Source organism: Pseudomonas putida (genome assembly GCF_050989985.1).
GTDB classification, from domain to species: Bacteria; Pseudomonadota; Gammaproteobacteria; order Pseudomonadales; family Pseudomonadaceae; genus Aquipseudomonas; species Aquipseudomonas putida_AI.
Genome location: NZ_CP158815.1, coordinates 3,420,585 through 3,444,714, shown reverse-complemented (window position 1 = coordinate 3,444,714; position 24,130 = coordinate 3,420,585). Strand labels below are relative to the sequence as shown.

The following is a 24,130-nucleotide window of genomic DNA, read 5'->3' as shown; positions in this document are numbered from 1 at the left end:
GCCTGATGTCAATGTTCGTGTTCGCCGCCCAGGACGGCATCACCAAGATCCTGGTCAAGGACCTTCCGGTGGTGCAACTGATCATGGTGCGCTACTGGTTCTTCCTGTTGTTCGCCCTGTGTTTCGTGCACGTGAAGGGCGGGTTGGGCAATGCCCTGAAAACCGCCCATCCCTGGTTGCAGATGAGCCGGTCGCTGATCGCCGTGTTCGACATCATGGTCTTCGGCCTCGCGCTGCGCTTTCTCGGGCTGGCCGAGACCCATGCGATCTACGCCATCTTTCCGTTGCTGACCATGGGGCTGGCCGCCCTCATGCTGCGCGAGTCGGTCAGTTCACGACAATGCGTGGCCGGCGTGATCGGCTTTGCCGGCACACTGATCATTCTCAAGCCGGGCATGGGCGTCTTCAGCCTGACATCGCTGATCCCCCTGGCGGGCGCGGTGATGTTTGCGTTCTTCAGCGTGCTCACCCGCAAGATCAGCACCGTCGACAGCTTCGGCACCAACATGCTCTACATGGCCTTCTGGGGCGCGCTGGCCTCGACCCTGTTCGGCGTGACGCAATGGGTGACGCCGTCGCCGGTGGAAGTGGCGCTGCTGCTGGTGCTGTCGGTCAGCGGGGTGATCGCCCAGCTCTTGCTGCTGCAGGCGTTGAAGTACGCGGCGGCGGTGACCCTGCAACCGTTCAACTACTCGCTGTTGTTGTTTGCCTCGATATTCGGCGTGACCCTGTTCGGCGAAACGTTGCAGACGTCGCTGGTGGTGGGGGCGCTGCTGGTGGTGCTGGGCGGGATTTATGCGTTCAAGCGTTAAGTGCGCACCGATCTTCTACGCTTTACCACGACAGCGCCATCACGGACTTGGGGGAGTACCTATCCTCAATTGGCCGATCTGAAGCGCGGTTAGCCTTACTCAACTGATGTTCGGGCAACTACTTTGCTGAGAGCACACGGACCATGGCGCGCCAACTCATTCTATGTATCGATGGAACAAACAACCGCTTCAGTGACGAACCCACCAATGTCCTTCGGGTGTTTCGATCATTGCCTAAAAACAGCGATACGGTGCTGACGTACTACGATCAGGGCGTGGGTACGTTCGGGTTGAGTGAAACCCTGTTCGAATGGGAGAAAGTACCTTCGCGAATCGCAGGCCTGGCGTTCGGCTGGGGTATCAAGCGAAATGTGCTCAATGCCTACCGTTTTCTGATGGAGAACTATCAGAAAGACGATCAGATCTTCATCTATGGCTTTTCTCGGGGTTCCTATGCTGCCCGAGTCCTTGCCGCCATGATTCATACCCTCGGCCTGCTTCCCCCTCGCCAGGTCCAACAACTTGATTTCGCCTGGTCCTTGCTGACCACCCGGACATGCCCGGAAGAAGATGCACCCATGCCTTCCCGCAAGGCTTTGAGCTATCTCTGGTGGCGGCTGAGTGCGCGCAAGAGGCCGAACTTCTCCTTGATGGAGCAGTTCAAGAAAACCTTCTCCCAGGATGTCAAGGTTCACTTTCTGGGGTTATTCGACACCGTGAGTTCAGTGGGCTGGGTGTATGACCCGTTGTCCGTACCCTACACCGCGAACAACCCCAGCGTCCGCACCATCCGCCATGCAGTGTCCATTGATGAACGTCGCTGTTTTTTTCGCCAGAACCTGTGGAATGCCGCCAAGGCTGACGACCTGAAACAGGTGTGGTTCGCCGGCGTCCATTGCGATGTCGGTGGGGGCTACCCGCCGCGGGAGTCGCAACTTGCCCTGATTGCCCTGCGCTGGATGATCGGGGAGAGTCTGGAGGCACAGTTGGATATCGACGACGCAGCATGTCGTGCCGAGATTTATACACAGTCCTGTCCAGTGCCGGATCCGCTGGCGCAAGCCCACCAATCGATGTCCCGGTGGTGGATGATCGCCGAATGGGTACCGCGTTTGCGGTGGGACCCCAAAACGCACACCCGAGTCCTCAAGTTCGGGTCGATGCCACCGTTGGGAAAACCCAAGGCGAGGGAAATCCCTGCTCCAGGATTGGGGCAGAAAGTCTGGGTGCATGAGTCCGTGGTGGTTCGATTAAATGGGGTATTGACCAGCGGCCAGCCGTGGGGGAACGAGCTCAAATACGAACCTGAAAATCTTGACCCGGATTGGATTGGCCAGGTTTTCGACTCTGCGGAGCTTGCTCGACACGGGTTGTAAATTGGCCACGGATCTTGCGCTGCACGCCGTCAATCTCGTTTGACGGCTGCCTGCAAACACTCCACAAACCGCTGGGCAACCGGCGTGAGCAGCGTGCCCTTGCGCATGATGATGCTCATCTCAAGGGCAGGTTGTGCCTGTTCCAGCGGGATCTGCTGCAAGCCGAGGCCGGCAATGCTCTGGGCCAGCAAGCGTGTGAACAGCACCAGGGAATCGGTGCCGGTCACCAGGCCAAGGGCGATGGCGAAAGACGAGCAATGGATGATCCGCCGTGGCAGCGCCAGCCCGGCGTGCTCGAACATCGCCTCCATCACGCTGTGCTGGAAACCACCTGAAGGCACGGTACTCAACCATTGCGCATCGGCCAGTTCGGCGAGGTGGCGAGCCTGGGCCAGCGGATGTCCTGCCCGGGCCATCACGACAAAGTCCGTGGAGAACAACGGCATGCTGGTCAGGTCGTCCCCCAGCATGTCAGGCAATACGTGGGAGACGACAAAATCCAGCGAGCCATCGCGCAGATGTTGCACCGCGAGGGGGAACTTGACCTCCATGAAGGTCAGTTCGGCATCCGGGGCGGTCTTCTGGAATTGCTCCAGCGCCTTCGGCAGCAGGCTCAAGGCAATGGTCGACGTGGCGCTGACCCTGACTTTGCCGCGCAGGTTGTTTTTTATCTGATCGAGTTCTTCCCGTGCGCGGCGCAGATCTTCGAGTATCTGCTGGGCGCGGGTTTGCAGGGCTATGCCGTATTCGGTCAGTTCGATGCCCTGCACGTTGCGGGTCATCAGGACAACGCCCAGATCGCTCTCCAGCTCCTGAACGCTGCGTGTAACGGCGGGCTGTGTCAGGTTCAGGCAGCGGGCGGCGGCACGCAGGCTCTTTTCTTCGGCGACGGTAACGAACACCTGCAACTGGTTTATTTTCATGGCTGCCTGATGATAAAAAATAGTGATCACTCTCAAAAAAATTACATCTTTTCAGAGCACCCGGCAATCTCTACTGTGGCTTCACACCCCGCCCGGCGGCGGCTTACAACAAAGAGCACCAACAAAGAGAAGCCAAGCGATATGGACACTACCCGACGTTACTGCGAGGTCGCGGACCTCGCTGAATCGACCGAAGATCTGCGCGCGATACGCCACCACCTGCATCAGCATCCCGAACTGGCTTATGAAGAACGGGAAACCGCCGGGCTGGTGGCAGGGAAACTGGAGGAGTGGGGTTACACGGTGACCACCGCTGTCGGGCAAACCGGGGTGGTGGGCTCGCTGACCGTCGGTGATGGCCGGCGCAGCATCGGGATCCGCGCCGACATGGATGCCTTGCCGATTCTGGAACAAACCGGCTTGCCCTACGCCAGCCGGCATCCCGGCAAGATGCATGCGTGCGGCCATGACGGTCACACCACCATGCTGCTGGGCGCCGCCCGTCATCTGGCGCAGACCCGCAATTTCTCCGGCACCGTGCACCTTTACTTTCAGCCGGCGGAAGAGCACGGGATCAAGAGCGGTGCGCTGAGCATGATCAAGGATGGCCTGTTCGAGCGCTTCCCCTGTGACGCGGTGTTCGGGCTGCACAATCATCCGGGCGCACCGGCCGGCACCATGCTGTTTCGCCGCGGACCGCTGCAGGCGGCGGGCGATAACGTCTACATCACCATCAAGGGCAACGGTGGCCATGCGGCGCGGCCACACCTGACGGTGGATCCCGTGGTGGTCGCGTCAAGCATCGTGATGGCGTTGCAAACCATCGTCGCGCGCAATATCGACCCCACGGAGCCAGCGGTGGTGACGGTCGGCGTCCTGCAGGCCGGAACCGCCAACAACGTCATTCCGGGCAGCGCCAGGCTTGAATTGAGCGTGCGGTCGTTCAGTGACCGGGTGCGAGCCTTGCTCAAGTCGCGGATCACCGATCTGGTACGGCAACAGGCCGCCAGCTACGGCGCCGAGGTCGAAATCGACTACCTCATGGGCTACCCGGTGGTGATCAACAGCGATCGCGAAACCGAATTTGCGATTGCGGTGGCACAAGAGCTGATCGGCGCCGACAAGGTGGTGCCACATACCGACCTGCTGATGGGCAGCGAAGACTTCGCCTACATGCTGCAGGCGCGCCCGGGCTGCTTCCTGCGCCTTGGCAATGGCGACGGTGAAGACGGCTGCATGGTGCATAACCCGGGCTATGACTTCAACGACAGCAACCTGCCGATCGGCGCCGCCTATTGGGCACGCCTGGTGGAGCGTTACCTGGCTCAGCCGTAGTCGCGTAGCCGTTGCACAAACCCCATCGAGCTTTCGATGTGCCTCTCTGCCAGCCGCTCACAAAGAAAACAACTGCACGGTTGGCGCCCTTGAATGAACCTGTCTCCGGAGTTTCAAATGAACAAACTCGTCATTTCGCTCGCCCTGCTTTTGGCTGCCAGCGCCGTCCAGGCCAAGGATTGGACCGTCATCCGCTTCGGCGTCGACCCCAGCTATGCGCCGTTCGAGTCGAAGGCGGCCGACGGTTCGCTGGTGGGCTTCGACATCGATATCGGCAACGCCATCTGTGCCCAGCTCAAGGCCCAATGCGTATGGGTGGAAAGCCCCTGGGACAGTGTCATCCCGGGGCTGAAAGCGAAGAAGTTCGACGGCATTCTTTCGTCGATGAGCGTGACCGAAAAGCGTCTTCGGCAAATCGACTTCTCCGACAAGATCTACCACACCCCGTCCAGTCTGGTGGCCAAGAAGGGCATGGACATAAAGCCTGAGATCGAGTCGCTCAAGGGCCGGCGCATCGGCGTGGAGATGGGCTCGACCCAGGAAGCCTTTGCCAAGACCCACTGGGCGCCCAACGGTGTCGCCGTGCTGTCGTACCAAAATCAGGACCTGGTCTATCAAGACCTGCTGTCCGGGCGCCTGGATGCCGCGCTGCAGGATACGGTGCAAGCGGATATGGGCTTTTTGAAAACCGAGCAAGGCCGGGACTTCGCGTTCGCCGGCGAGGCCGTGCACGACACCCAAACCCTGGGGGTCGGTGCGTCCATCGGCCTGCGCAAGGAAGATACCGAATTGAAACAGGCCATCAACGAGGCACTGGCTGAGATTCACCGTAACGGCACCTACGAAAAGATCCAGGCCAAGTACTTCGACTTCGATATCAACAACGGGTAGCCGATTGGCGCATGGGTGCTGTGAGGGGAGGGGGATGGATCGTCCCACCCATTCTTGTGGAAAGGAGCGTCAAAAAACGACCGTTAATACAGCTAGCCGACCAAATGCTTAAGCCTGTCTGTACAAGTAGATATAGGTGCATTAGAGTCGGCCGCACACCTCGACTCGCGGGTCTGTCCGCGACTTCGTTCGGGGTGTGTGCATGTTGATCGGCTCCACGAACGATACCCGTGCGCCACAAGCGCTCATGTTGGTCTTCAGGAAAACAACAATGAAAAAAACCTTTCTGACCCTTTGTGCATCGACCCTGTCTGCAACGGCTCCATGCGTGCCTGTGCTGGAGGTGTTCCATGTTGGATAACCTTTTGCAGATTCTCGGGCTGTCGGGTTTCAGCCTGAAGGGCTTTGGCCCGTTGCTGCTGCAAGGCTCGTGGATGACGGTCAAATTATCCTTCATGTGCTTGCTGGTCAGTGTCGGCCTGGGGCTGATCGGCGCCAGCGCCAAGCTGTCCCGTTCGGCGCTGTTGCGCATGCCCGCGCAGGCCTACACCACGCTGATCCGCGGGGTGCCGGACCTGGTGCTGATGCTGTTGATCTTCTACAGCCTGCAAACCTGGCTGACCAACCTGACTGAAGCCATGGAGTGGGATTACATCGAAATCGACCCGTTCAGCGCCGGGGTGATCACCCTGGGCTTTATCTACGGGGCGTATTTCACCGAAACCTTCCGTGGCGCGATCCTCGCGGTGCCACGAGGGCAGATGGAAGCGGCCACGGCTTACGGCCTGACCCGTGCCCAGCGCTTTCGCCTGGTGGTGTTCCCGCAAATGATGCGCTTCGCGTTGCCGGGCATCGGCAATAACTGGATGGTCATCCTCAAGGCCACCGCGCTGGTGTCGATCATCGGCCTGGCCGATCTGGTCAAGGTGGCCCAGGACGCCGGCAAGAGTTCCTATCAACTGTTCTTCTTCCTGATGCTGGCGGCCCTGATCTATCTGGTGGTCACCACCGTTTCGAACTACGTCCTGCGTCGGCTGGAAACCTACTACGCCGCAGGCACCCGCGAGGCCGTACGATGATCGAGCTCCTGCAGGAATACTGGAAACCCTTCCTTTTTAACGACGGCCAGAACATCACCGGCCTGGCCATGACCCTCTGGTTGCTCAGCGCCTCGATCTTCATCGGCTTCCTGATGTCGGTACCGTTGTCGATTGCCCGGGTTTCACGCATTGTCTGGGTGCGCTGGCCGGTGCAGTTCTACACCTACCTGTTTCGCGGTACACCGCTGTATATACAGCTTCTGATCTGCTACACCGGGATCTACAGCATCGCCGCGGTACGTGCCCAGCCCATGCTCGACGCGTTCTTTCGCGACGCCATGAACTGCACCATCCTGGCCTTCGCCCTGAACACCTGCGCCTACACCACGGAGATTTTCGCCGGAGCGATCCGCAGCATGAACCATGGTGAAGTCGAGGCCGCCAAGGCCTACGGCCTGCGGGGCTGGAAGCTGTATGCCTACGTGATCATGCCGTCGGCGCTGCGCCGTTCGTTGCCGTACTACAGCAACGAAGTGATCCTGATGCTGCACTCGACCACCGTGGCCTTCACCGCCACCGTGCCGGACATTCTCAAGGTCGCCAGGGATGCCAACTCGGCGACCTTCCTGACCTTCCAGTCCTTCGGTATCGCTGCCGCCATCTACCTGGCAGTCACTTTCTCTCTGGTCAGCCTGTTCCGCCTGGCTGAACGTCGCTGGTTGTCTTTCCTTGGCCCGGCCCATTAATTCAGGAGGCTTGCACATGTACAAACTGACCGTTGAAAACCTGCACAAAAGCTACGGCAGCCATGAAGTCCTCAAGGGCGTTTCGCTGAAGGCCAAGACCGGCGATGTGATCAGCCTGATCGGCGCCAGTGGTTCGGGCAAAAGCACCTTTCTGCGCTGCATCAACTTCTTGGAAACGCCCAACGACGGCGCCATGAGCCTGGACAACCAGGCGATCCGCATGGTCCATGACCGCCACGGCATGCGGGTGGCCGACGCGGATGAGCTGCAACGCCTGCGCACCCGCCTGGCTATGGTGTTCCAGCACTTCAACCTGTGGAGCCACATGACCGTGCTGGAGAACATCACCATGGCCCCGCGCCGGGTGCTGGGGGTCAGCAAAAAGGACGCCGAGGAACGCGCCCGGCGCTATCTGGACAAGGTCGGTCTGCCGGCGCGGGTCGCCGATCAATACCCGGCGTTTCTTTCCGGCGGCCAGCAACAGCGCGTCGCCATCGCCCGGGCGCTGAGCATGGAACCGGAGATCATGCTGTTCGATGAACCGACCTCGGCGCTCGATCCGGAACTGGTGGGCGAGGTGCTCAAGGTCATACAGGGCTTGGCTGAAGAGGGGCGCACCATGATCATGGTCACCCACGAAATGAGCTTCGCGCGCAAAGTGTCGAACCAGGTGCTGTTCCTTCACCAGGGCCGCGTGGAAGAGCAGGGCGCGCCCGAGGATGTCTTGGGCAACCCGAAGAGCGAGCGTTTGCAGCAGTTCCTCAGCGGTAACCTGAAGTAAGGTCCGCAGCCTTCAGGCGGCTGGTCGGCCGCTCAAGAACGCACACATTCGGGGCGAGCAGCACACCGGGTTACCGCCCGGCAGTGCTGCTCGCCTCGGGTTTTCCTGCGCCAATCGCAATCCCTGTCTGATCCTCGCGCCAATTCACTCAAATCACCCGAGCAGCAACAAACGATGCGCAGAGAAAATTTCACTTGATTAAGCTTGTATATACATGATTGTATTTATACATGCCCTGTATCAACAAACCCATGCAACAAGCCATAACAAGAGGATTCCCGGTGAGCAAGCCAATCCCTACCACTGCCCCTGTAACAAAACACCGTGATGTTGAAATCCGTGCCGCGCGCGGCAACAAGCTGACCGCCAAGAGCTGGCTGACCGAAGCGCCGCTGCGCATGCTGATGAACAACCTCGATCCGGAAGTTGCCGAGAATCCAAAAGAGCTGGTGGTTTACGGTGGTATCGGTCGTGCCGCGCGTAACTGGGAGTGCTACGACAAGATCGTCGAAAGCCTGACCAACCTGAACGACGACGAGACCCTGCTGGTGCAATCCGGTAAGCCGGTCGGCGTGTTCAAGACCCACAGCAACGCCCCGCGCGTACTGATCGCCAACTCCAACCTGGTGCCACACTGGGCCACCTGGGAACACTTCAACGAACTGGATGCCAAGGGCCTGGCCATGTACGGCCAGATGACCGCCGGCAGCTGGATCTACATCGGCAGCCAGGGCATCGTCCAAGGCACCTACGAAACCTTCGTCGAAGCCGGCCGCCAGCACTACAACGATAACCTGACCGGCAAGTGGGTCCTGACCGCCGGCCTGGGTGGCATGGGTGGCGCCCAGCCTCTGGCTGCTACATTGGCCGGCGCTTGCTCGCTGAACATTGAATGCCAGCAGATCAGCATCGATTTCCGCCTGAAAACCCGTTACGTCGACGAGCAGGCCAAAGACCTCGACGACGCCCTGGCCCGCATCGCCAAGTACACCGCCGAAGGCAAGGCGATCTCCATCGCCCTGTGCGGTAACGCCGCCGAAATCCTCCCGGAACTGGTGCGTCGCGGCGTGCGTCCCGACATGGTCACCGACCAGACCAGCGCCCACGACCCACTGAACGGCTACCTGCCGGCCGGCTGGACCTGGGACGAATACCGCGCTCGCGCCAAGACCGAGCCGGCTGCCGTGGTGAAAGCCGCCAAGCAATCGATGGCCGTGCACGTCAAGGCCATGCTGGACTTCCAGAAAATGGGCGTGCCGACCTTCGACTACGGCAACAACATCCGTCAGATGGCGCAGGAAGAAGGCGTGGAAAACGCTTTCGACTTCCCGGGCTTCGTACCGGCCTACATCCGTCCACTGTTCTGCCGTGGCATCGGCCCGTTCCGCTGGGCGGCGCTGTCGGGCAACGCTGAAGACATCTACAAGACCGACGCCAAAGTAAAAGAACTGATCCCGGACGACGCCCACCTGCACAACTGGCTGGACATGGCGCGCGAGCGCATCAGCTTCCAGGGCCTGCCGGCGCGTATCTGCTGGGTTGGCCTGGGCCTGCGCGCCAAGCTGGGCCTGGCGTTCAACGAAATGGTGCGTAGCGGCGAGCTGTCGGCACCGATCGTGATCGGCCGCGACCACCTGGATTCCGGCTCGGTCTCCAGCCCGAACCGCGAAACCGAATCGATGCAGGACGGTTCCGACGCCGTGTCCGACTGGCCACTGCTCAACGCCCTGCTCAACACCGCAAGTGGCGCGACCTGGGTCTCCCTGCACCACGGCGGCGGCGTCGGCATGGGCTTCTCCCAGCACTCGGGCATGGTGATTGTCTGCGACGGTACTGACGAAGCGGCCGAGCGCATCGCACGCGTGCTGCACAACGACCCGGCGACCGGGGTTATGCGCCATGCCGATGCGGGTTATCAGATCGCGATCGACTGCGCCAAGGAACAAGGGCTGAACCTGCCGATGATCACCGGCCAATAACCCAACGCAAAAACCTGTACGAGCTGCCGCAGGCTGCGATCTTTTGATCTTGATCCTTAAAAGATCGCAGCCTCGTTTCACTCGACAGCTCCTACACGGATAAAAAGACTACCCAGGCTTAAGGAGCTTGAACATGACTGCATTGAACCTTATCCCAGGCCAGCTGAGCCTTGCCCAACTGCGCGCTATCTACCAGCAGCCAGTGAAACTGACCCTCGACAACAGCGCCTCGGCCCAGATCGAAGCCAGTGTCGCCTGCGTGGAACAGATCCTCGCCGAAAACCGCACCGCCTACGGCATCAACACTGGTTTCGGTCTGCTGGCCTCGACCCGCATCGCCAGCGCCGACCTGGAAAACCTGCAGCGTTCGCTGGTACTGTCCCACGCCGCTGGCGTCGGCGAGCCAATCAGTGACGCGCTGTGCCGCCTGATCATGGTGCTCAAGGTCAACAGCCTGAGCCGTGGTTTCTCCGGCATCCGCCGCAAAGTCATCGATGCGCTGATCGCCCTGATCAACGCCGAGGTTTACCCGCACATCCCGCTGAAAGGTTCGGTGGGCGCTTCCGGCGACCTGGCTCCACTGGCGCACATGTCGCTGGTACTGCTGGGCGAAGGCAAGGCGCGTTACAAGGGCCAATGGCTGCCGGCTACCGAAGCCCTGGCCGTGGCCGGCCTGGAGCCATTGACCCTGGCGGCCAAGGAAGGTCTGGCGCTGCTTAACGGCACCCAGGTGTCCACCGCATTCGCCCTGCGCGGCCTGTTCGAAGGCGAAGATCTGTTTGCCGGCGCCCTGACCGTAGGTGGCCTGACCGTTGAAGCGGTACTGGGTTCGCGTTCGCCGTTCGACGCACGCATCCACGCCGCCCGTGGCCAGAAAGGCCAGATCGACACCGCTGCCGCTTATCGTCATTTGCTGGACGAGCGCAGTGAAGTCTCCGATTCCCACCAGAACTGCGAGAAGGTCCAGGATCCGTACTCCCTGCGTTGCCAGCCGCAAGTCATGGGCGCTTGCCTGACCCAGTTCCGCAACGCCGCTGAAGTGCTGGTGATCGAAGCCAACGCCGTATCGGATAACCCACTGGTGTTCGCCGCCGAAGGCGATGTGATTTCCGGCGGTAACTTCCACGCCGAGCCGGTGGCCATGGCCGCCGACAACATGGCGCTGGCCATCGCGGAAATCGGTTCCCTGAGCGAGCGTCGCATCTCGCTGATGATGGACAAGCACATGTCGCAACTGCCGCCGTTCCTGGTGGCCAACGGTGGCGTGAACTCCGGCTTCATGATCGCCCAGGTGACCGCCGCGGCACTGGCCAGCGAGAACAAGGCCCTGTCCCATCCGCATTCGGTGGACAGCCTGCCGACTTCCGCCAACCAGGAAGACCACGTGTCCATGGCCCCGGCGGCGGGCAAGCGCCTGTGGGAAATGGCTGAAAACACCCGTGGCATTCTCGCGGTGGAATGGCTCGCGGCCTGCCAGGGCCTGGATCTGCGCGAAGGTCTGAAGACTTCGGCCAAGCTGGAACTGGCGCGCAACACCCTGCGCAACAAAGTCGCGCACTATGAGAAAGACCGTTTCTTCGCCCCGGACATCAACGCCGCGAGCGAATTGCTGGCCTCCCGCTGCCTCAACGAGCTGGTACCGGCGCGGTTGCTGCCAAGCCTCTAAGCAGGCGCCTTGGCCGGGAGACTGGCTCCCGGCATCTCCCATTTCCGTGCACGGCCTGTCCAGCAGGCTGTGCGTGGCTTTTCGCCCGACAAAAATAATCAGGAAAGCGAAATGCAACCGCAAACAACAGGTTTGAAACGCGGGCTATCGGCCCGACATATTCGCTTCATGGCACTGGGGTCGGCGATCGGCACCGGGTTGTTCTACGGTTCGGCCTCGGCCATCCAGATGGCCGGGCCGGCGGTGCTGCTGGCCTATCTGATCGGTGGTGCGGCGGTTTACATGGTCATGCGTGCACTCGGCGAGATGGCCGTGCACAACCCGGTCGCAGGCTCCTTCGGTCAGTACGCCAGCACCTACCTGGGGCCGATGGCCGGCTTCATCCTCGGTTGGACCTATGCGTTCGAGATGGTGATCGTCGGCCTTGCCGATGTGACGGCCTTCGGCATCTACATGGGCTTCTGGTTTCCGGAAGTGGCGCGCTGGATCTGGGTGCTCGGCATCGTCTTCGTGATCGGCGGCCTGAACCTGTGCACCGTGAAAGTCTTCGGTGAAATGGAGTTCTGGATGTCGCTGCTCAAGGTCGGCGCGATTATCGCGATGATCCTCGGCGGGTTCGGCATCATGGCGTTCGGTATCGGCAGTTCCACAACCGAGCATGTGACGGGGATCAGCAACCTATGGACCCAAGGCGGCTTCATGCCCAACGGTGTGGGTGGCCTGATCGCCTCGTTCGCGGTGGTGATGTTTGCCTTCGGCGGCATCGAGATCATCGGCGTGACTGCCGGCGAAGCGAAGGACCCGCAGCATGTCTTGCCCAAGGCGATCAATGCCGTTCCCCTGCGGATTCTGCTGTTCTACGTGCTGACCCTGTTTGTGTTGATGGCGATCTTCCCGTGGCAGCAAATCGGCAGCAACGGCAGCCCGTTCGTGCAGATCTTCGACAACCTGGGTATCAGCTCGGCGGCGACCATCCTTAATATCGTGGTGATTTCCTCGGCGATCTCGGCGATCAATAGCGACATCTTCGGTGCCGGGCGCATGCTGTTCGGCCTGTCCCAGCAAGGTCAAGCGCCGAAGGCCTTCGGTCAGCTGTCGCGCCATGGCGTGCCATGGATGACCGTGGTGGTCATGAGCGCCGCCTTGCTCGGTGGCGTGCTGCTGAACTACCTGATCCCGGAAAACGTGTTCGTCCTGATCGCTTCGATTGCGACCTTCGCCACTGTCTGGGTGTGGCTGATGATCCTGCTGACCCAGGTGGCCATGCGGCGTTCCATGAATGCCGAGCAAGTCGCCCAGCTGAAGTTTCCGGTGCCGTTCTGGCCTTATGCGCCCATGGCCGCGATTGCCTTCATGGCCTTTATCTTCGGTGTACTGGGTTACTTCCCGGATACCCAGGCGGCCTTGATCGTCGGGGTGGTGTGGATTGCCTTGCTGGTGCTCGCTTACCTGCTGTGGGTCAAGCCGGCGGCAGGGCAGGCAGCGCGGGTGATGGGCGAGACTACTGTCAGCTAAGCCAGACAGATACCTGTGGCGAGGGGATTTATCCCCTCGCCACAACTGTTCACGAGCTTGGTAACAACCCTCTCTGCCTGGCGACATGAGTCGCCAGCGCGTCCATCAAATCCGGGGACAGGCAGTCATAGGGCTCCAGGCCGATTGAACGCAGGCGCTCACGGATGGCCTTCATTTGCGCCGGTGGCGTGCCGGTTTCGATAATCGAGGACACGAACGCCGCGAAACCTGGCGCAGCCCATCCACGCTGGGGAGAAAGCTCGGTGTGAACGAAGTCCAGGCCGTAAAACGCATGGTCCTTGTTCTCGATCCGCCCGAACAGGTGGGCGTGGCATTGCTTGCAGGCATGCCGCTGGATGGTCGCGCTTGCGTCGACGATTTCCAGTTTTTCGCCATGGGCGGTGACAGAGACCTTATCCCGGGGTACCACGGCAATCACGGCGAATATCGCGTTTTCCGGCTTCCAGCATTTGCTGCAACCGCACGCGTGGTTATGCAGGGTTTGCGCGTCGATCCTGACCTCGACCTTGTCGTTCGCACACAGGCATTGCAGGGTGCCGCCCTTGAAGTCCGCGGCGACGGGTTCGAAGCCTTTGTCCGGTCCAGCATTGTCCAGCACAGGGTGCAGCTTCACGGTGCTCACGTTGGCGTCTCCTTTTCGGGCTGTCAGACAACGGTGTCTGAGGGCAGGGCGGGTTCAATCAGTATAGGATCCGCTTGTTGCCTGCCACCGCCCGAGCATCGGTGAGTCCTGGTGAAACTAGTTGTCCCTGTGGGCGCCGACCGGCAGGCGGCTGCCCAGGCGATAGCGGGAGGAGGGGTGGATCAAGCGTACATAGGTCACGATCTTGCTCTGGTTCCAGGTGCGACGCATGAGCACCAGGCAAGGTTCGTTGATATCGATTTGCAGGTATTTGCTTTCGTCGCTGCTGGGGTGGCTGGCCTCGACGATATGTTCCATTTCATCGGGTCGCAGCACTTGCAACAGATACATGGCCGGTTGCAGGTTCTCGCCAAACTCCTGCTGGAGAAAATCGGGAATCATCTCGGGATTGACGTAGCGATCCTCAAGCTGCACCGGAATGCCTTCTTCGCTGTGCACGCAGATCACATGAAAAACTGAAGCACCGGTCGGCAGCGACAACGCCGCAGCCACCGGCATCGACGCGACTTCGCGTCCCAGGTGCAGGACCTTGCACGTGTAAGTGTGGCCCCGAGCGACTATTTCGTCGGCGATGTTGGTGATGCGCAGCAGGTTTGACTGTGGCTTGCTTTCGGCCACGAAGGTACCGACGCCCGAGATTCGCACCAGATGGCCTTCTTCGGTCAGTTCGCGCAAGGCACGGTTGATCGTCATGCGCGACATGCCCAGTTCCTCGACCAACCGGTGCTCTGAAGGGATCAGGTCTCCGGGTTTCCAAACGCCCGCGCGAAGCTGGTCTTGCACGAAATCCTTCGCGCGTCGATAGAGCGCTTGCGGTGCATTTTTAATCATCAGTCGATCCGTATTTCCTGTGCGGCAAGCGCACTTGCCAAGGCCTGGAGAAAAAAGTCGATATCCTCACAGCTTAGGGTGGATACCTGCAAGTGCCGAGGATATCCAAGTTCGCGTCGGGGGGTGATTATCAACTCATCGCGCCGCTCGCCTATGCCCTGGCCATCTCTTGTTGACTGAGGTCAGGCGCTCGGTTCCCGAAATGAGTTTTGAGGCAACGTTGGGCAGGCGGCCGGCCTGATAGTGCCAATCGAGGCGTAGTTTGCGCCGCAAGTTCTTGAAGCAGCGAGAACAAACTTAACCCGATAGCTGCTTTTCAAAGGCACGCAACCACTCTCCCACCATTGCGGAATAGGGCGCGCTTGGCTCCGCCATCACTGCGATTTCATCGACAGTCCGGTTCCTCAGATCGCAAAGTCTTGATGGCAGCACTTTCAACCGGTCGGGCCAATTGGAATCTGCCGAATTCAGCAGATCATCGAGATCGTCAGCCATGACAGTCAATTCAATGATCGTGGCCGCCATGAACTCCAGCTGCCGCAGGACCCGGGTTCTGTCTTGCACAAGACCCAAGCGGTTGAGCCCATAGATTTTAATCGAATGCGCGCCTCGGGCCGGTTCGCCCGGAAGGTCGTTCGGTACCACGAGTGCCGGGAGCGAAGGATACTCGACATTGAACTTGAGAAATTGCGAAGGCTCGTCATTGCACGGGTTTAGAAGTAGGGGTTGCTCCGCGGTATAGTCACCGTTTTCCGAAACAACATAGGTGCCAGACACAGGGAAACTGTCTTTTTTACCTGCCCCCACTCCGTGCAATGCTTCGCTGAAACTGGTGTCCCACAATTGCTCAAGGGTAGTTTGACCGCCCACCAGTTTCTGCCGGCGTTTGCGATTGCAATCGATGCAACTCGGTAACAAGTTCTCCCATTTCATGGCAAGCCACCAGTAGCCCGGATGATCGGGAGCTTCGGCAATCGCGCCCTTGGGGCGAAAGTGCTCGACATCTACGGGACCGCTGGCAGAGTAAAAGGTCTCGCAGTAGGCGCACTTGCCATGGAACAGTTGGTGCAGTCTCTGTTTCACTTCATCGTGTTTATATAGCTTAAATTCAAAGCTGCCCGGTTTTTGTTGGGTCCAATGAGCACGAACTTCATCGAGCTCTTTTTTTCCACCTGTCAGTGATTCAAGAATGTCAGGGGGTATCACGGTCGACCGGTCGACTTTGCGCATGATTGATACCTCGCAATAAGTTCATGATTTTGTCCTTCGATTCCTGTCTCATCCGTTGAAGTGACTCGGCAGAAGCGGACCTGCGCTCTTTCAGGAAATCAGCCACTACTTCTTGTACCAGGCGTTGTCCTTCCGATGTTCCAATTGGCAACACCGATGCAATGTCACTCTCAAGGGTGCGCAGCAATTTGATGTCTTGCGGATCGGTGCTCGGCTCCAGGCGTTGAGCCGCCAGAAGATCAGCGATACCGGCGAACTTTCGATCGATTTCCGGCGCGTCCGCTGAAAAAAGCTGGAAAAAATCGGACGTCAGCAACTGCTCGATCGTGAGGTTGGCGGTAGAGGGAAGATGCGTCAGTCGCTCTACTTTCATGGGCAGAGGGGGATGTTTTTTTGATTTTCTTTTAGATGGGGGAGGTTGTTCTGATGCTACGCGTTGCAATACCAACACCTCGTCATCGGCCATGGAACGCAGACAAAGGGGGTCATGGGTTGTTGCAATGAACGTAACATTCGGCAGCGCGTTCCTGAGACCTCGCATAATGCTCATTTTCCAGCGTGGATGCAGATGCGCCTCAACTTCATCGATCAATACCACGGCCCGCACAGTGCTCAAGTTTTCGAAACCCTTGTTCACTCTAGGGTCCATCAAGCCCTGGAAGATGTCACAAACAGTCGCCAATACAGTTCTGAAACCTGACGACGCAATATCCAAAGGGGTTTTCCCCCACTTGTCCTGATTTGAATTACTGGCGATTGAGGTCACGATATGGCATCTGGTTCTTTCGGGATTTCGCCAGATCACATCGAATTCGCCTTCAATACTCAAAACCCCTCTCAGAGCCCGAACGACCATTGCAAAGGTCGGGTCACTGAGACCAAGCAGCCATTTTTCCGGGTTGGAAAGCAGGACATCGGAACGCAACAGATTTTTAACATACTTCGCCGGGCTATAACTTCGCTGTTTTCTCAGGTATTGCCTGAAAGCGCCGTAGGCAAAAACACCCGGCATTTCGAATGCACTGGAGTGTTTACTATCGACAAAGCCTTCGCTGCCAATACTCAGGACATGGGAACTGCCGTCGTCGAATGTCAGGGATACGGACGCGGACTCACGCCTATCCTGGTCGCTACCGCCCATGAAATCGGGCTTCAAGATAAAGCTGTCAGCGGCCAGCGCTAATTCATCTCGCGCTGTCTCGTCTGACATGGCGAGCGCAATGGCTTCAAGAATTGAACTTTTGCCTGCTGCATTTTCACCCAGTATCAACAAAGAGGGGGTGAACATTTGCGAAGGGCTATCTACGGACGAGGGCGTTTGATTGGCTACTGGCAAATCAAAACTGAGATCTTCAAGTGCCTTGAAATTTTTAATATCCACTTTGATCAGACGCGCTCGACCTTGCTTGGGTTTGGGCGTGATAATTTCGACTGCCAGCCCCTGCTTATCATCTCGTACAAGCGCGTCTCTTGCCTTCTTAAGCCTCCCTGCGGCACCTTCAGTTTCCCAAAAACGGTGATAGAAACGCTGTATACGTGCCTTGGACAAGACAAGATAGGCCCCACTGGAAGAGCCTATTTCCCGTGCAAGTCGTCGCAATAATAAATACCAGGTGCCTCCAAACTCCAAGTGCTCAAAATCAAACAGAGGAACCACCTGCTTCCATGTTTTGGCTGTCTTTTCATCTGTTTCCCAGTAAAGCGTCAACTCATTAAAACGATTTTCAAAGGTTTTTCCTCGTTGTTTGATGCGCGCCTCGGCATTGAGGTTGAAGTGGTCGATGGTAGTGCCGCCGCGGTCTGTTATGCCGATCATTCGTCCATCCACGCAAACATGAAGTTGCAGGGCAAAGTCTTTCTGTTCGCAGGGATCGAGTAACAGCGGTTTTTCGCTCAGTGGAAACTTTGGCCAAAGACCATTGCCCTGTTTCACGAATTGGTCAATCTCTTGCTCAGTTGGAATTCTGGCCCGTTTACCCTTGACTGGAAAAAATAAAGGTGCCTCTGGCATACAGCTCGCGCAAATGGGGTAAATGTTGTCCCAGGCATCGGCGAGCCATGTGTAATAGAGGTGCGGATTTGCGCCCGATGCCGGTGGGTTTGCCTCCGCCGCTGGACGAAATCGAAAAGGTTGGACCTTCGTGGATGCTTCACAAAACGCACACTTGCCGTGGAACAATTGGTTCAGTGCGCGGTGTGTCCCCGGTTCGTCAAGGGGCAGTAATTTTCTCGATACACTGGTTTGCGATATCTGCTCTGATGACTTACTGAAATATTCCCTGAGCTGACGCCGATACTGACCCGCTTCGCGGCTGGTGAATAGGCTCGGTGGGGGCACCCGGCTTCTATCGAACGTCAGCATTTTTCTTTTCCTTTTAAGCATTGAGCTGCCAAACAGTTTTTAGACAAAGTTCGGGAGGAGACCTGCAGAAGTGTAGTTGCTAGACGGTAATCCTGAGAAAAAATAACTAAATAAACAGAGTTGTCTATGCTGATTAGATGGAAATAGAGGAGGGTTTTGATACTTTGTTAATGCACCGAAACACTTTTCTTAAATATTTTACAGTTGTTTAACGCTGGCATCCTTAACCGTTCTATTTGCGAGCGGATACTCCACCGCCCGAGGTAAACATCATGGCCTCAACCCGCGTCAGTGATTCCGTTAATCCACAGGGGGAGGGCGCTGTTTCGGACACGCCTGGGAGCGCAAAAAAGAAAAGAAAGACCAGTACGGGGACGGCTCGCCAGGCGGTCATCCTGGTTCATGGCATGGGTGAGCAAATCCCGATGGACACCGTCAAAGGCTTCGTCAGCACGCTCTGGCAGAACACCCCTGGCTCGGTGAACGAAATCTGGAGTAAACCCGATACCCGCACCTGCTCGTTGGAGTTGCGGCGTATCACCACCCGTAAAAGCGAACCGTCCAGTCATTTTCAGCAAGGAGTACGGTCAGATTTTTTCGAACTGTATTGGGCTGACCTTACAGCGGGCTCGACGTGGGACCAGTTCGTTGGCTGGGTTCGATATCTGCTGATCCGCCCCCTGGACAAGGTACCCCCAGCCCTTCGGCAAGCCTGGTATGCGCTATGGGTTGCCACCTTGTTTGTCATTTCAATGGGGATACTAGGGCTAGTGCCCGATAACATCTGGTCAAGTCATGCCCCCGAGTGGTTGCCCCGCGCGTTATTCCTGGCCATCGTCGCAGCTTTGACGGCGTTGCTGCACAAACTTGTCGCTCAGACATTCGGGCGGGTGGTCCGTTATACCCGGGCCGATCCGGACAATATTGCGGCGCGAGCAGCGGTCCGTACGAGGGGCTTGAATCTATTGAGAGCGCTCCATGAAGGGGATGAATATGATCGAGTCATATTGGTTGCCCATAGCTTGGGGTCAATTCTTGCTTACGATCTACTCACTTATTTTTGGGCGGAAAAAACCAACTCCATCTCCATTTTACAAGGAACTACGGCCTTCAAGGCGCTTCGAGAAGTTGAGCTGGCTGCCTTGGATCTGGATGCGTTCGCAGCCAGGGGCACGGCGAATGTGAGTGAACTGAACAGGGCTCAATTGAAGTACAGGGAGGCACAGGCGCAACTATGGAACTGTCTTGCGACCCTCGATCCGCAAAGTGGTCGTTCACCGGCTGAAGATAGATGGCTGATCAGTGATTTTGTGACGTTTGGCAGTCCGCTGGCGCATGCAGAAGTGTTGCTTGCTTCGGGAAAGGCAGATTTAAAGGCACGTTTTGATGCCCGCGAGATGCCGATATCACCTCCTGTTCGTGAGCCTCTTGAGGCAAGAACAAAAAATATCGCAGCCTCCAGCGGCATGACGGACGACAATGGCGTCGTACTGCCAAAACTCATGTCGTATCCAAGCAAGGACGATCCCGAACGCTGGATCATCAATCACGGCGCTCCTTTTTCCGTGGTGCGCTGGACCAACGTTTACGACCCATCGAGTCGGGTCTATCAAGGCGACCTCATCGGTGGTCAACATGCGCCGGTTTTCGGTCTCGGGGTCAAGGATATCGATCTGTCTTCGTTCGATGGTCGTTCAACACGATTTACGCATACGCTCTATTGGAACGCCGGATGTTCGCCTAAACGCATCCAGGCTTTCCGTGAGGCAGTAAACCTGCCGAATGCTCTCTAGATGCAATGGTTGTTCAGTATTAGAGCGAGCGATGGCGGGTCCCTTGCTTCACCTTCAGTAAACCAATGAGGAAAGGAGGGCGTTGCGAATACGTTTGAGCACCTTGGCCAGGAGGCACTTAATGCTCATGGGCATGGGAGTGGATCGTCAGGGCACCCGGCACCTTGGTGCGTTCGAGCCCGCCACGTGCCAGCCAGCGCAGGGTCTGCTCGTAGGCACGCTGCAGCAACGACTCGGTCTGGGCAAAGTTGAACACCGATACATCCACGGGACACAAGGGCGGGACGATGTGCAGGCTGGTGAGGTTGCGGAAGTGTTCAATGTCGCTCACCAACTGGCGCATGCTCATCAGGTTGACGGTATGCAGTGCCAGGGCGATCAAGCCTCGGGGCGGCTGTGGCAGGGCGCAACTCATTCCGGTGGGAACCACCACGACATTAGTGGCGCCCAGGGCCACGGCCGTCGAGATCGGTGTATTGCTGGCCACACCACCGTCAATCAGGAACTGATCGGCAATTTTCACACTGGGGAACACCAGCGGAATCGCAGCGCTGGCCAGCAGCGCCTTGCCGAGTTCACCACTGGAAAGAACCGTCTCGGCACCGCTGAGCAAGTCGGTTGTGACGATGTGCAGGGGCAACACCGCATCCTCAATGCGGCGAATGGGCAGTGCCTGATCCAGCAGCCGGTTCAAGGCTACCGGCTGAAACAGAAAGCCACGCTGCTTGATCAGCCCTCTACAGGTATCGAGCCAGGACAGGGGAAAAATGTCCGTTTTACGCAAGCCGCGCCAGAAACCGGCAAGCGCCTCGACACCCTCGGCATCGGGTCTGGCGGCAAAGTAAGCACCGTTGATGGCGCCCACCGAGGCGCCCACCACCATGTCGAACCGGACACCGGCCTCGACCAAAGCCTTCAACATACCCACCTGGACAGCACCCAGGCTGCCACCGCCAGCGAATACGATTGCGGTTTTGGTTGTCATGCTTGAAGTCCCTGGGCGGCGTTGCTTCGAATCAGTGTAGTTGAGGGAGGAACTGGACAAGCCGGGGCCAGGTCCCGGCGCGCGTTGTACCTTCAGCCCAAAACGGGCAGGCGGCCTCCAGACCGATGCGAAATGTCCCTCCCCGGGATCAGAATTCGTTAATCCGCGAAGAACACCAACGCGCGCAATTCGATACTGCGCCGTGACGGGGCGCCTGGCGGTGTAGAAGGGTCATCGAAAGCCGTGTGTGCGCCGGCCCTCGCCACACCGTCGGTGCGCGAATCGTAGATCTTGAGCAGTAACACCTCTTCAGGTCGCAGTTGAGGGTAGTAATACCAGCGATGATTCGGGTTGGCGCGCACCGAGAAGGTTTCCCCGACCTTGTCGCGATAAACCAGATCGCTGGGCAGAAAGTCCGCAGGATCGATGGTGCTGGCATCGCACAAGGCCAGCGGTGTTGTGAAGACCGGCCCAGAGATGGGGCGCCACAGATTGATGATCGCGAAACGTTTGAGCAACCGCTGCTCGGCTTCTTCAGCAGGCAAGTGATCGCGCACACGGCGTATGGCAGAACGCTCGGTCTGGTCGTTATGGACATAGCGCACCGGCTCGCGCAGTCCGGTGGCCTCTCTGCCTGGCTGATCAACACGAATGGTGTGATCGAAGATAACGGTCTTGATGGCGCCCGTTTGCTCGCGAATCAGTACGTCGGCCTCGGCATAGTAAAACTGGCGAACCTGCTCTTCGTCTTCAAGATCCGGTACTGCGCTGGGTTGCTCGACCCGCTGAAAACCTTGCACATCGAGGCTGGCGGGCGTGACAAGCAAACGTGCGTTGTGAATATCGACTCGGGTCGGTTGCAGGATGCCGGTGCGCTGTGGCTGGCCTTCAGGCTGGGGGTAGGCATAGTTGATTGGACGTATGCCGTTGTCCAGCAGGTAATTGAGTTCGCCGATCACCGATGCAGGTGCGATGTTTTGCTGATGGGTTCCCATACACATTCCTCGCGTCGATATGAACGCTTCAAAATGCTTCCTTGAATGGCCGCAAATCCAGTTCCTGAGTCCATGCGCTACGCGGCTGTGAATGCAGATACCAATAAGCTTCGGCAATGTCCTCGAGCTGCAATGAACCCTCTGCACCCAATTGCTCAAGACGTTGTGGAGCGTGGGTGCGTACGCGTTCGCCGTTGATGCTGCCGTCTATCACTACGTGCGCGACATGAACATTTTGCGGGCCGAACTCGCGAGCGAAGGACTGACTCAACGAGCGCAACCCGGCCTTGGCTGCGGCAAATGCCGTGAAGGGCGGCTTGCCCCGCAAAGAGGCTGTGGCGCCCGTGAACAGCAGCGTGCCACCGCCGTTTTCAAGCAGGGCGCGGGTGGATTCCCTGGCGAATAAAAAACCGCCCAGGGTCGATGCCCGCCAGGTTTGCTCGAACAGCTCGGCGCTGAGCTCAAGGCTTGGGGCGGCAACCGAATTACCGACATTGAAGATCGCCACGCGCAACTGACCAAGTTCCCTGACAGCCTTGATCGCCGCAAGGATCTCGGCTTCCTTGCCTGCGTCTGCTGGCAACGCTACCGCATCGCCGTCCTGTGCCCGAATGCTTTCAACAACCGCCTCGAGTTTGTCGAGGCTGCGACCGCTGACCGCGACCTTGTAACCACCTTTGGCGAATCGTCGTGCCAGCGCCGCCCCCAATCCTTCGACAGCACCGACTCCGTTTACCCAGACAACTTCCGAGGCTAATGACATGACGCAATCCTTGAAAGACAGAAAGGGCACTTACTCTAACTTTGTCTATTCGTTGAGGATTAGAATTTTGAACACTAACGATAGAACGTATCAGTTATTGCGGTGACGGCCGCAAAGGCTCTGCCTCCTGTGCTCCTGACAGATTTCACTTTTTAGTGGGGCCAGAGGGGAGTTTTCAAGTTGCACCCGAAAACAACTAAAAATCTGCGGGTTAGTTGGTTGTTCATGGGCTGCCGAAAAAGCGAAAAACAGCAGCCTTAAAGGAAATGAGTTCCTTTAAGGCGAACCTAAGCTAATGACAAAAAGGTATTTACTATTAATTTTTAAGATCGTTTAGCTTCAAGCAGGCGTTACCAGTTTCCGTCAAGTTTCATGGAGTGAACCATGCCGTACACACAGGACATCACCACCTTACCGACCCTGGATCTGTCATTGCTTGACGCAACGCCGGCACAACGCCAAGGGTTCCTTGACGAGTTGCGTCATGCCGCCCGGGATGTGGGTTTTTTCTACCTGACCGGGCATGGTATCGACGCTGACGTGTTGAAGCAGGTTCAGGCCAGCGCCCGCCAATTCTTTGCATTGCCCGATAGTGAGAAAGCAGCGGTCGGGATGATCAACTCGCCGCATTTTCGCGGTTACAACCGTGCCGCTTCAGAGATCACACGTGGCAAACCGGACTTGCGCGAGCAGTTCGACCTGGGAGCAGAGCGGGACGTTTTGCCACAGGATCAGCACAGCCCGCACTGGGCACGGCTGCAAGGTCCCAATCAGTGGCCCGCTGCGTTGCCGGCGCTCAAGCCATTGCTGCTGGATTGGCAGCAGGCCATGACCCGCATGTCCCTGCGCTTGTTGCGCGCCTTCGCTGAGGCGCTGTCTCTGCCGCAGGAGGCTTTCGATCAGTTGTACGGCGACAAGCCCAATGAACACATCAAGTTGATGCGCTATCCGGGGCAGGCGCCAGACGCAAGCCAACAAGGAGTCGGGGCACACAAGGATTCAGGCTTCCTCAGTTTTCTGTTGCAAGACCAGCATGCCGGACTGCAGGTCGAAATCGAGGAGGGGCGCTGGATTGATGCGTTGCCTCGGGACAACACGCTTGTGGTGAACATCGGCGAACTGCTGGAACTGGCTACCAATGGTTATCTACGCGCCACGGTGCATCGGGTGGTGTCGCCGCCCGAAGGCGGCGAGCGCTTGTCGATTGCTTTTTTCCTCGGCGCCCAACTGGACACGACGGTGCCACTGTACCCGCTGCCCGCGGCATTACTGCGCGAGGCGCGGGGACCAGCCAGTGACCCGGACAATCCGTTATTCCGTGACGTGGGATGGAACTACCTCAAGGGCCGGCTGCGCTCCCATCCCGACGTCGCACAGCGTTACTACGCCAACGCATTGATACCCCGGGCACTCAGCGCCTGACCCCATCACTCTCGATCAAGG

20 protein-coding genes are annotated in these 24,130 nt (G+C 58.3%); 12 read left to right on the top strand and 8 right to left on the bottom strand.

The features are described from left to right. The first annotated feature begins 5 nt into the window (after positions 1-5). Together ABTV29_RS15945 and ABTV29_RS15940 are read left to right on the top strand one after the other, a co-directional pair. The gene (locus tag ABTV29_RS15945; protein ID WP_433765328.1) at positions 6-812 is read left to right on the top strand and encodes a DMT family transporter; all 807 of its coding nucleotides are present in this window, start codon (positions 6-8) and stop codon (positions 810-812) included. Positions 813-955: 143 nt separating this feature from the next. Continuing rightward, positions 956-2,188 (top strand): T6SS phospholipase effector Tle1-like catalytic domain-containing protein, encoded by a 1,233-nt coding sequence (locus ABTV29_RS15940; protein WP_433765327.1) that lies wholly within the window; start codon positions 956-958, stop codon positions 2,186-2,188. Positions 2,189-2,217: 29 nt separating this feature from the next. On the opposite strand, the gene ABTV29_RS15935 is transcribed toward ABTV29_RS15940, so the two are convergent. Further along, a complete protein-coding gene (locus ABTV29_RS15935; protein WP_433765325.1) occupies positions 2,218-3,111 on the bottom strand; it encodes a LysR family transcriptional regulator in 894 nt (297 codons plus the stop codon). 141 nt (positions 3,112-3,252) lie between these two features. Here ABTV29_RS15935 and ABTV29_RS15930 point away from each other — a divergent pair, with 141 nt between their 5' ends. From ABTV29_RS15930 to ABTV29_RS15895, 8 genes are all read left to right on the top strand, one after another. Next, entirely contained in the window at positions 3,253-4,446 is a 1,194-nt protein-coding gene (locus tag ABTV29_RS15930) for a M20 aminoacylase family protein (RefSeq protein ID WP_433765324.1), read from the top strand. Between the two features lie 117 nt (positions 4,447-4,563). Then, positions 4,564-5,337 (top strand): ABC transporter substrate-binding protein, encoded by a 774-nt coding sequence (locus tag ABTV29_RS15925; RefSeq protein ID WP_433765323.1) that lies wholly within the window; start codon positions 4,564-4,566, stop codon positions 5,335-5,337. Positions 5,338-5,687: 350 nt separating this feature from the next. Beyond that, positions 5,688-6,416 carry an ABC transporter permease gene (locus ABTV29_RS15920; protein ID WP_433765321.1) on the top strand — a complete coding sequence of 243 codons (729 nt, stop codon included), beginning with the start codon at positions 5,688-5,690 and terminating at the stop codon, positions 6,414-6,416. Continuing rightward, on the top strand, positions 6,413-7,123 hold the full coding sequence (locus tag ABTV29_RS15915) for an ABC transporter permease (protein ID WP_433765319.1): 711 nt from the start codon (positions 6,413-6,415) through the stop codon (positions 7,121-7,123). The genes ABTV29_RS15920 and ABTV29_RS15915 overlap by 4 nt, the downstream gene beginning before the upstream one ends. Before the next feature lie 16 nt (positions 7,124-7,139). Further along, complete coding sequence (locus ABTV29_RS15910; RefSeq protein WP_433765317.1) at positions 7,140-7,904, top strand: ABC transporter ATP-binding protein; 765 nt, start codon at positions 7,140-7,142, stop codon at positions 7,902-7,904. 293 nt (positions 7,905-8,197) lie between these two features. After that, the gene (gene hutU / locus ABTV29_RS15905) at positions 8,198-9,883 is read left to right on the top strand and encodes a urocanate hydratase (RefSeq protein WP_433771901.1); all 1,686 of its coding nucleotides are present in this window, start codon (positions 8,198-8,200) and stop codon (positions 9,881-9,883) included. Between the two features lie 133 nt (positions 9,884-10,016). Next, the gene (hutH, locus tag ABTV29_RS15900; protein ID WP_433765315.1) at positions 10,017-11,549 is read left to right on the top strand and encodes a histidine ammonia-lyase; all 1,533 of its coding nucleotides are present in this window, start codon (positions 10,017-10,019) and stop codon (positions 11,547-11,549) included. A gap of 111 nt (positions 11,550-11,660) precedes the next feature. Further along, on the top strand, positions 11,661-13,064 hold the full coding sequence (locus tag ABTV29_RS15895) for an amino acid permease (RefSeq protein WP_433765313.1): 1,404 nt from the start codon (positions 11,661-11,663) through the stop codon (positions 13,062-13,064). Between the two features lie 49 nt (positions 13,065-13,113). On the opposite strand, the gene gfa is transcribed toward ABTV29_RS15895, so the two are convergent. From gfa to ABTV29_RS15875, 4 genes are all read right to left on the bottom strand, one after another. After that, the gene (gene gfa / locus ABTV29_RS15890) at positions 13,114-13,707 is read right to left on the bottom strand and encodes an S-(hydroxymethyl)glutathione synthase (RefSeq protein ID WP_433765312.1); all 594 of its coding nucleotides are present in this window, start codon (positions 13,705-13,707) and stop codon (positions 13,114-13,116) included. Between the two features lie 117 nt (positions 13,708-13,824). Then, complete coding sequence (gene hutC / locus ABTV29_RS15885; RefSeq protein ID WP_433765311.1) at positions 13,825-14,559, bottom strand: histidine utilization repressor; 735 nt, start codon at positions 14,557-14,559, stop codon at positions 13,825-13,827. A gap of 297 nt (positions 14,560-14,856) precedes the next feature. Beyond that, the gene (locus tag ABTV29_RS15880) at positions 14,857-15,789 is read right to left on the bottom strand and encodes an endonuclease (RefSeq protein WP_433765309.1); all 933 of its coding nucleotides are present in this window, start codon (positions 15,787-15,789) and stop codon (positions 14,857-14,859) included. Beyond that, positions 15,752-18,151, bottom strand: coding sequence for an AAA family ATPase (locus tag ABTV29_RS15875; protein WP_433765307.1), 2,400 nt, complete (start codon positions 18,149-18,151; stop codon positions 15,752-15,754). Before ABTV29_RS15875 ends, ABTV29_RS15880 begins: the two co-directional genes overlap by 38 nt. Positions 18,152-18,423: 272 nt before the next feature. Between ABTV29_RS15875 and ABTV29_RS15870 the strand changes: the two genes are divergently transcribed. Next, the gene (locus ABTV29_RS15870; RefSeq protein ID WP_433765305.1) at positions 18,424-19,944 is read left to right on the top strand and encodes a hypothetical protein; all 1,521 of its coding nucleotides are present in this window, start codon (positions 18,424-18,426) and stop codon (positions 19,942-19,944) included. 118 nt (positions 19,945-20,062) lie between these two features. On the opposite strand, the gene ABTV29_RS15865 is transcribed toward ABTV29_RS15870, so the two are convergent. The 3 genes from ABTV29_RS15865 to ABTV29_RS15855 all read right to left on the bottom strand — a co-directional run bounded on the left by ABTV29_RS15865 (position 20,063) and on the right by ABTV29_RS15855 (position 22,687). After that, positions 20,063-20,929: a patatin-like phospholipase family protein gene (locus ABTV29_RS15865; protein ID WP_433765303.1), complete on the bottom strand. Its 867-nt coding sequence runs from the start codon at positions 20,927-20,929 to the stop codon at positions 20,063-20,065. Between the two features lie 158 nt (positions 20,930-21,087). Then, complete coding sequence (locus ABTV29_RS15860) at positions 21,088-21,924, bottom strand: CmcJ/NvfI family oxidoreductase (protein WP_433765301.1); 837 nt, start codon at positions 21,922-21,924, stop codon at positions 21,088-21,090. Between the two features lie 28 nt (positions 21,925-21,952). Continuing rightward, complete coding sequence (locus ABTV29_RS15855) at positions 21,953-22,687, bottom strand: SDR family NAD(P)-dependent oxidoreductase (protein ID WP_433765299.1); 735 nt, start codon at positions 22,685-22,687, stop codon at positions 21,953-21,955. Positions 22,688-23,071: 384 nt separating this feature from the next. Between ABTV29_RS15855 and ABTV29_RS15850 the strand changes: the two genes are divergently transcribed. Further along, positions 23,072-24,109, top strand: a complete 1,038-nt coding sequence (locus ABTV29_RS15850) for an isopenicillin N synthase family dioxygenase (RefSeq protein ID WP_433765297.1) — start codon at positions 23,072-23,074, stop codon at positions 24,107-24,109. Positions 24,110-24,130 lie beyond the last annotated feature (21 nt).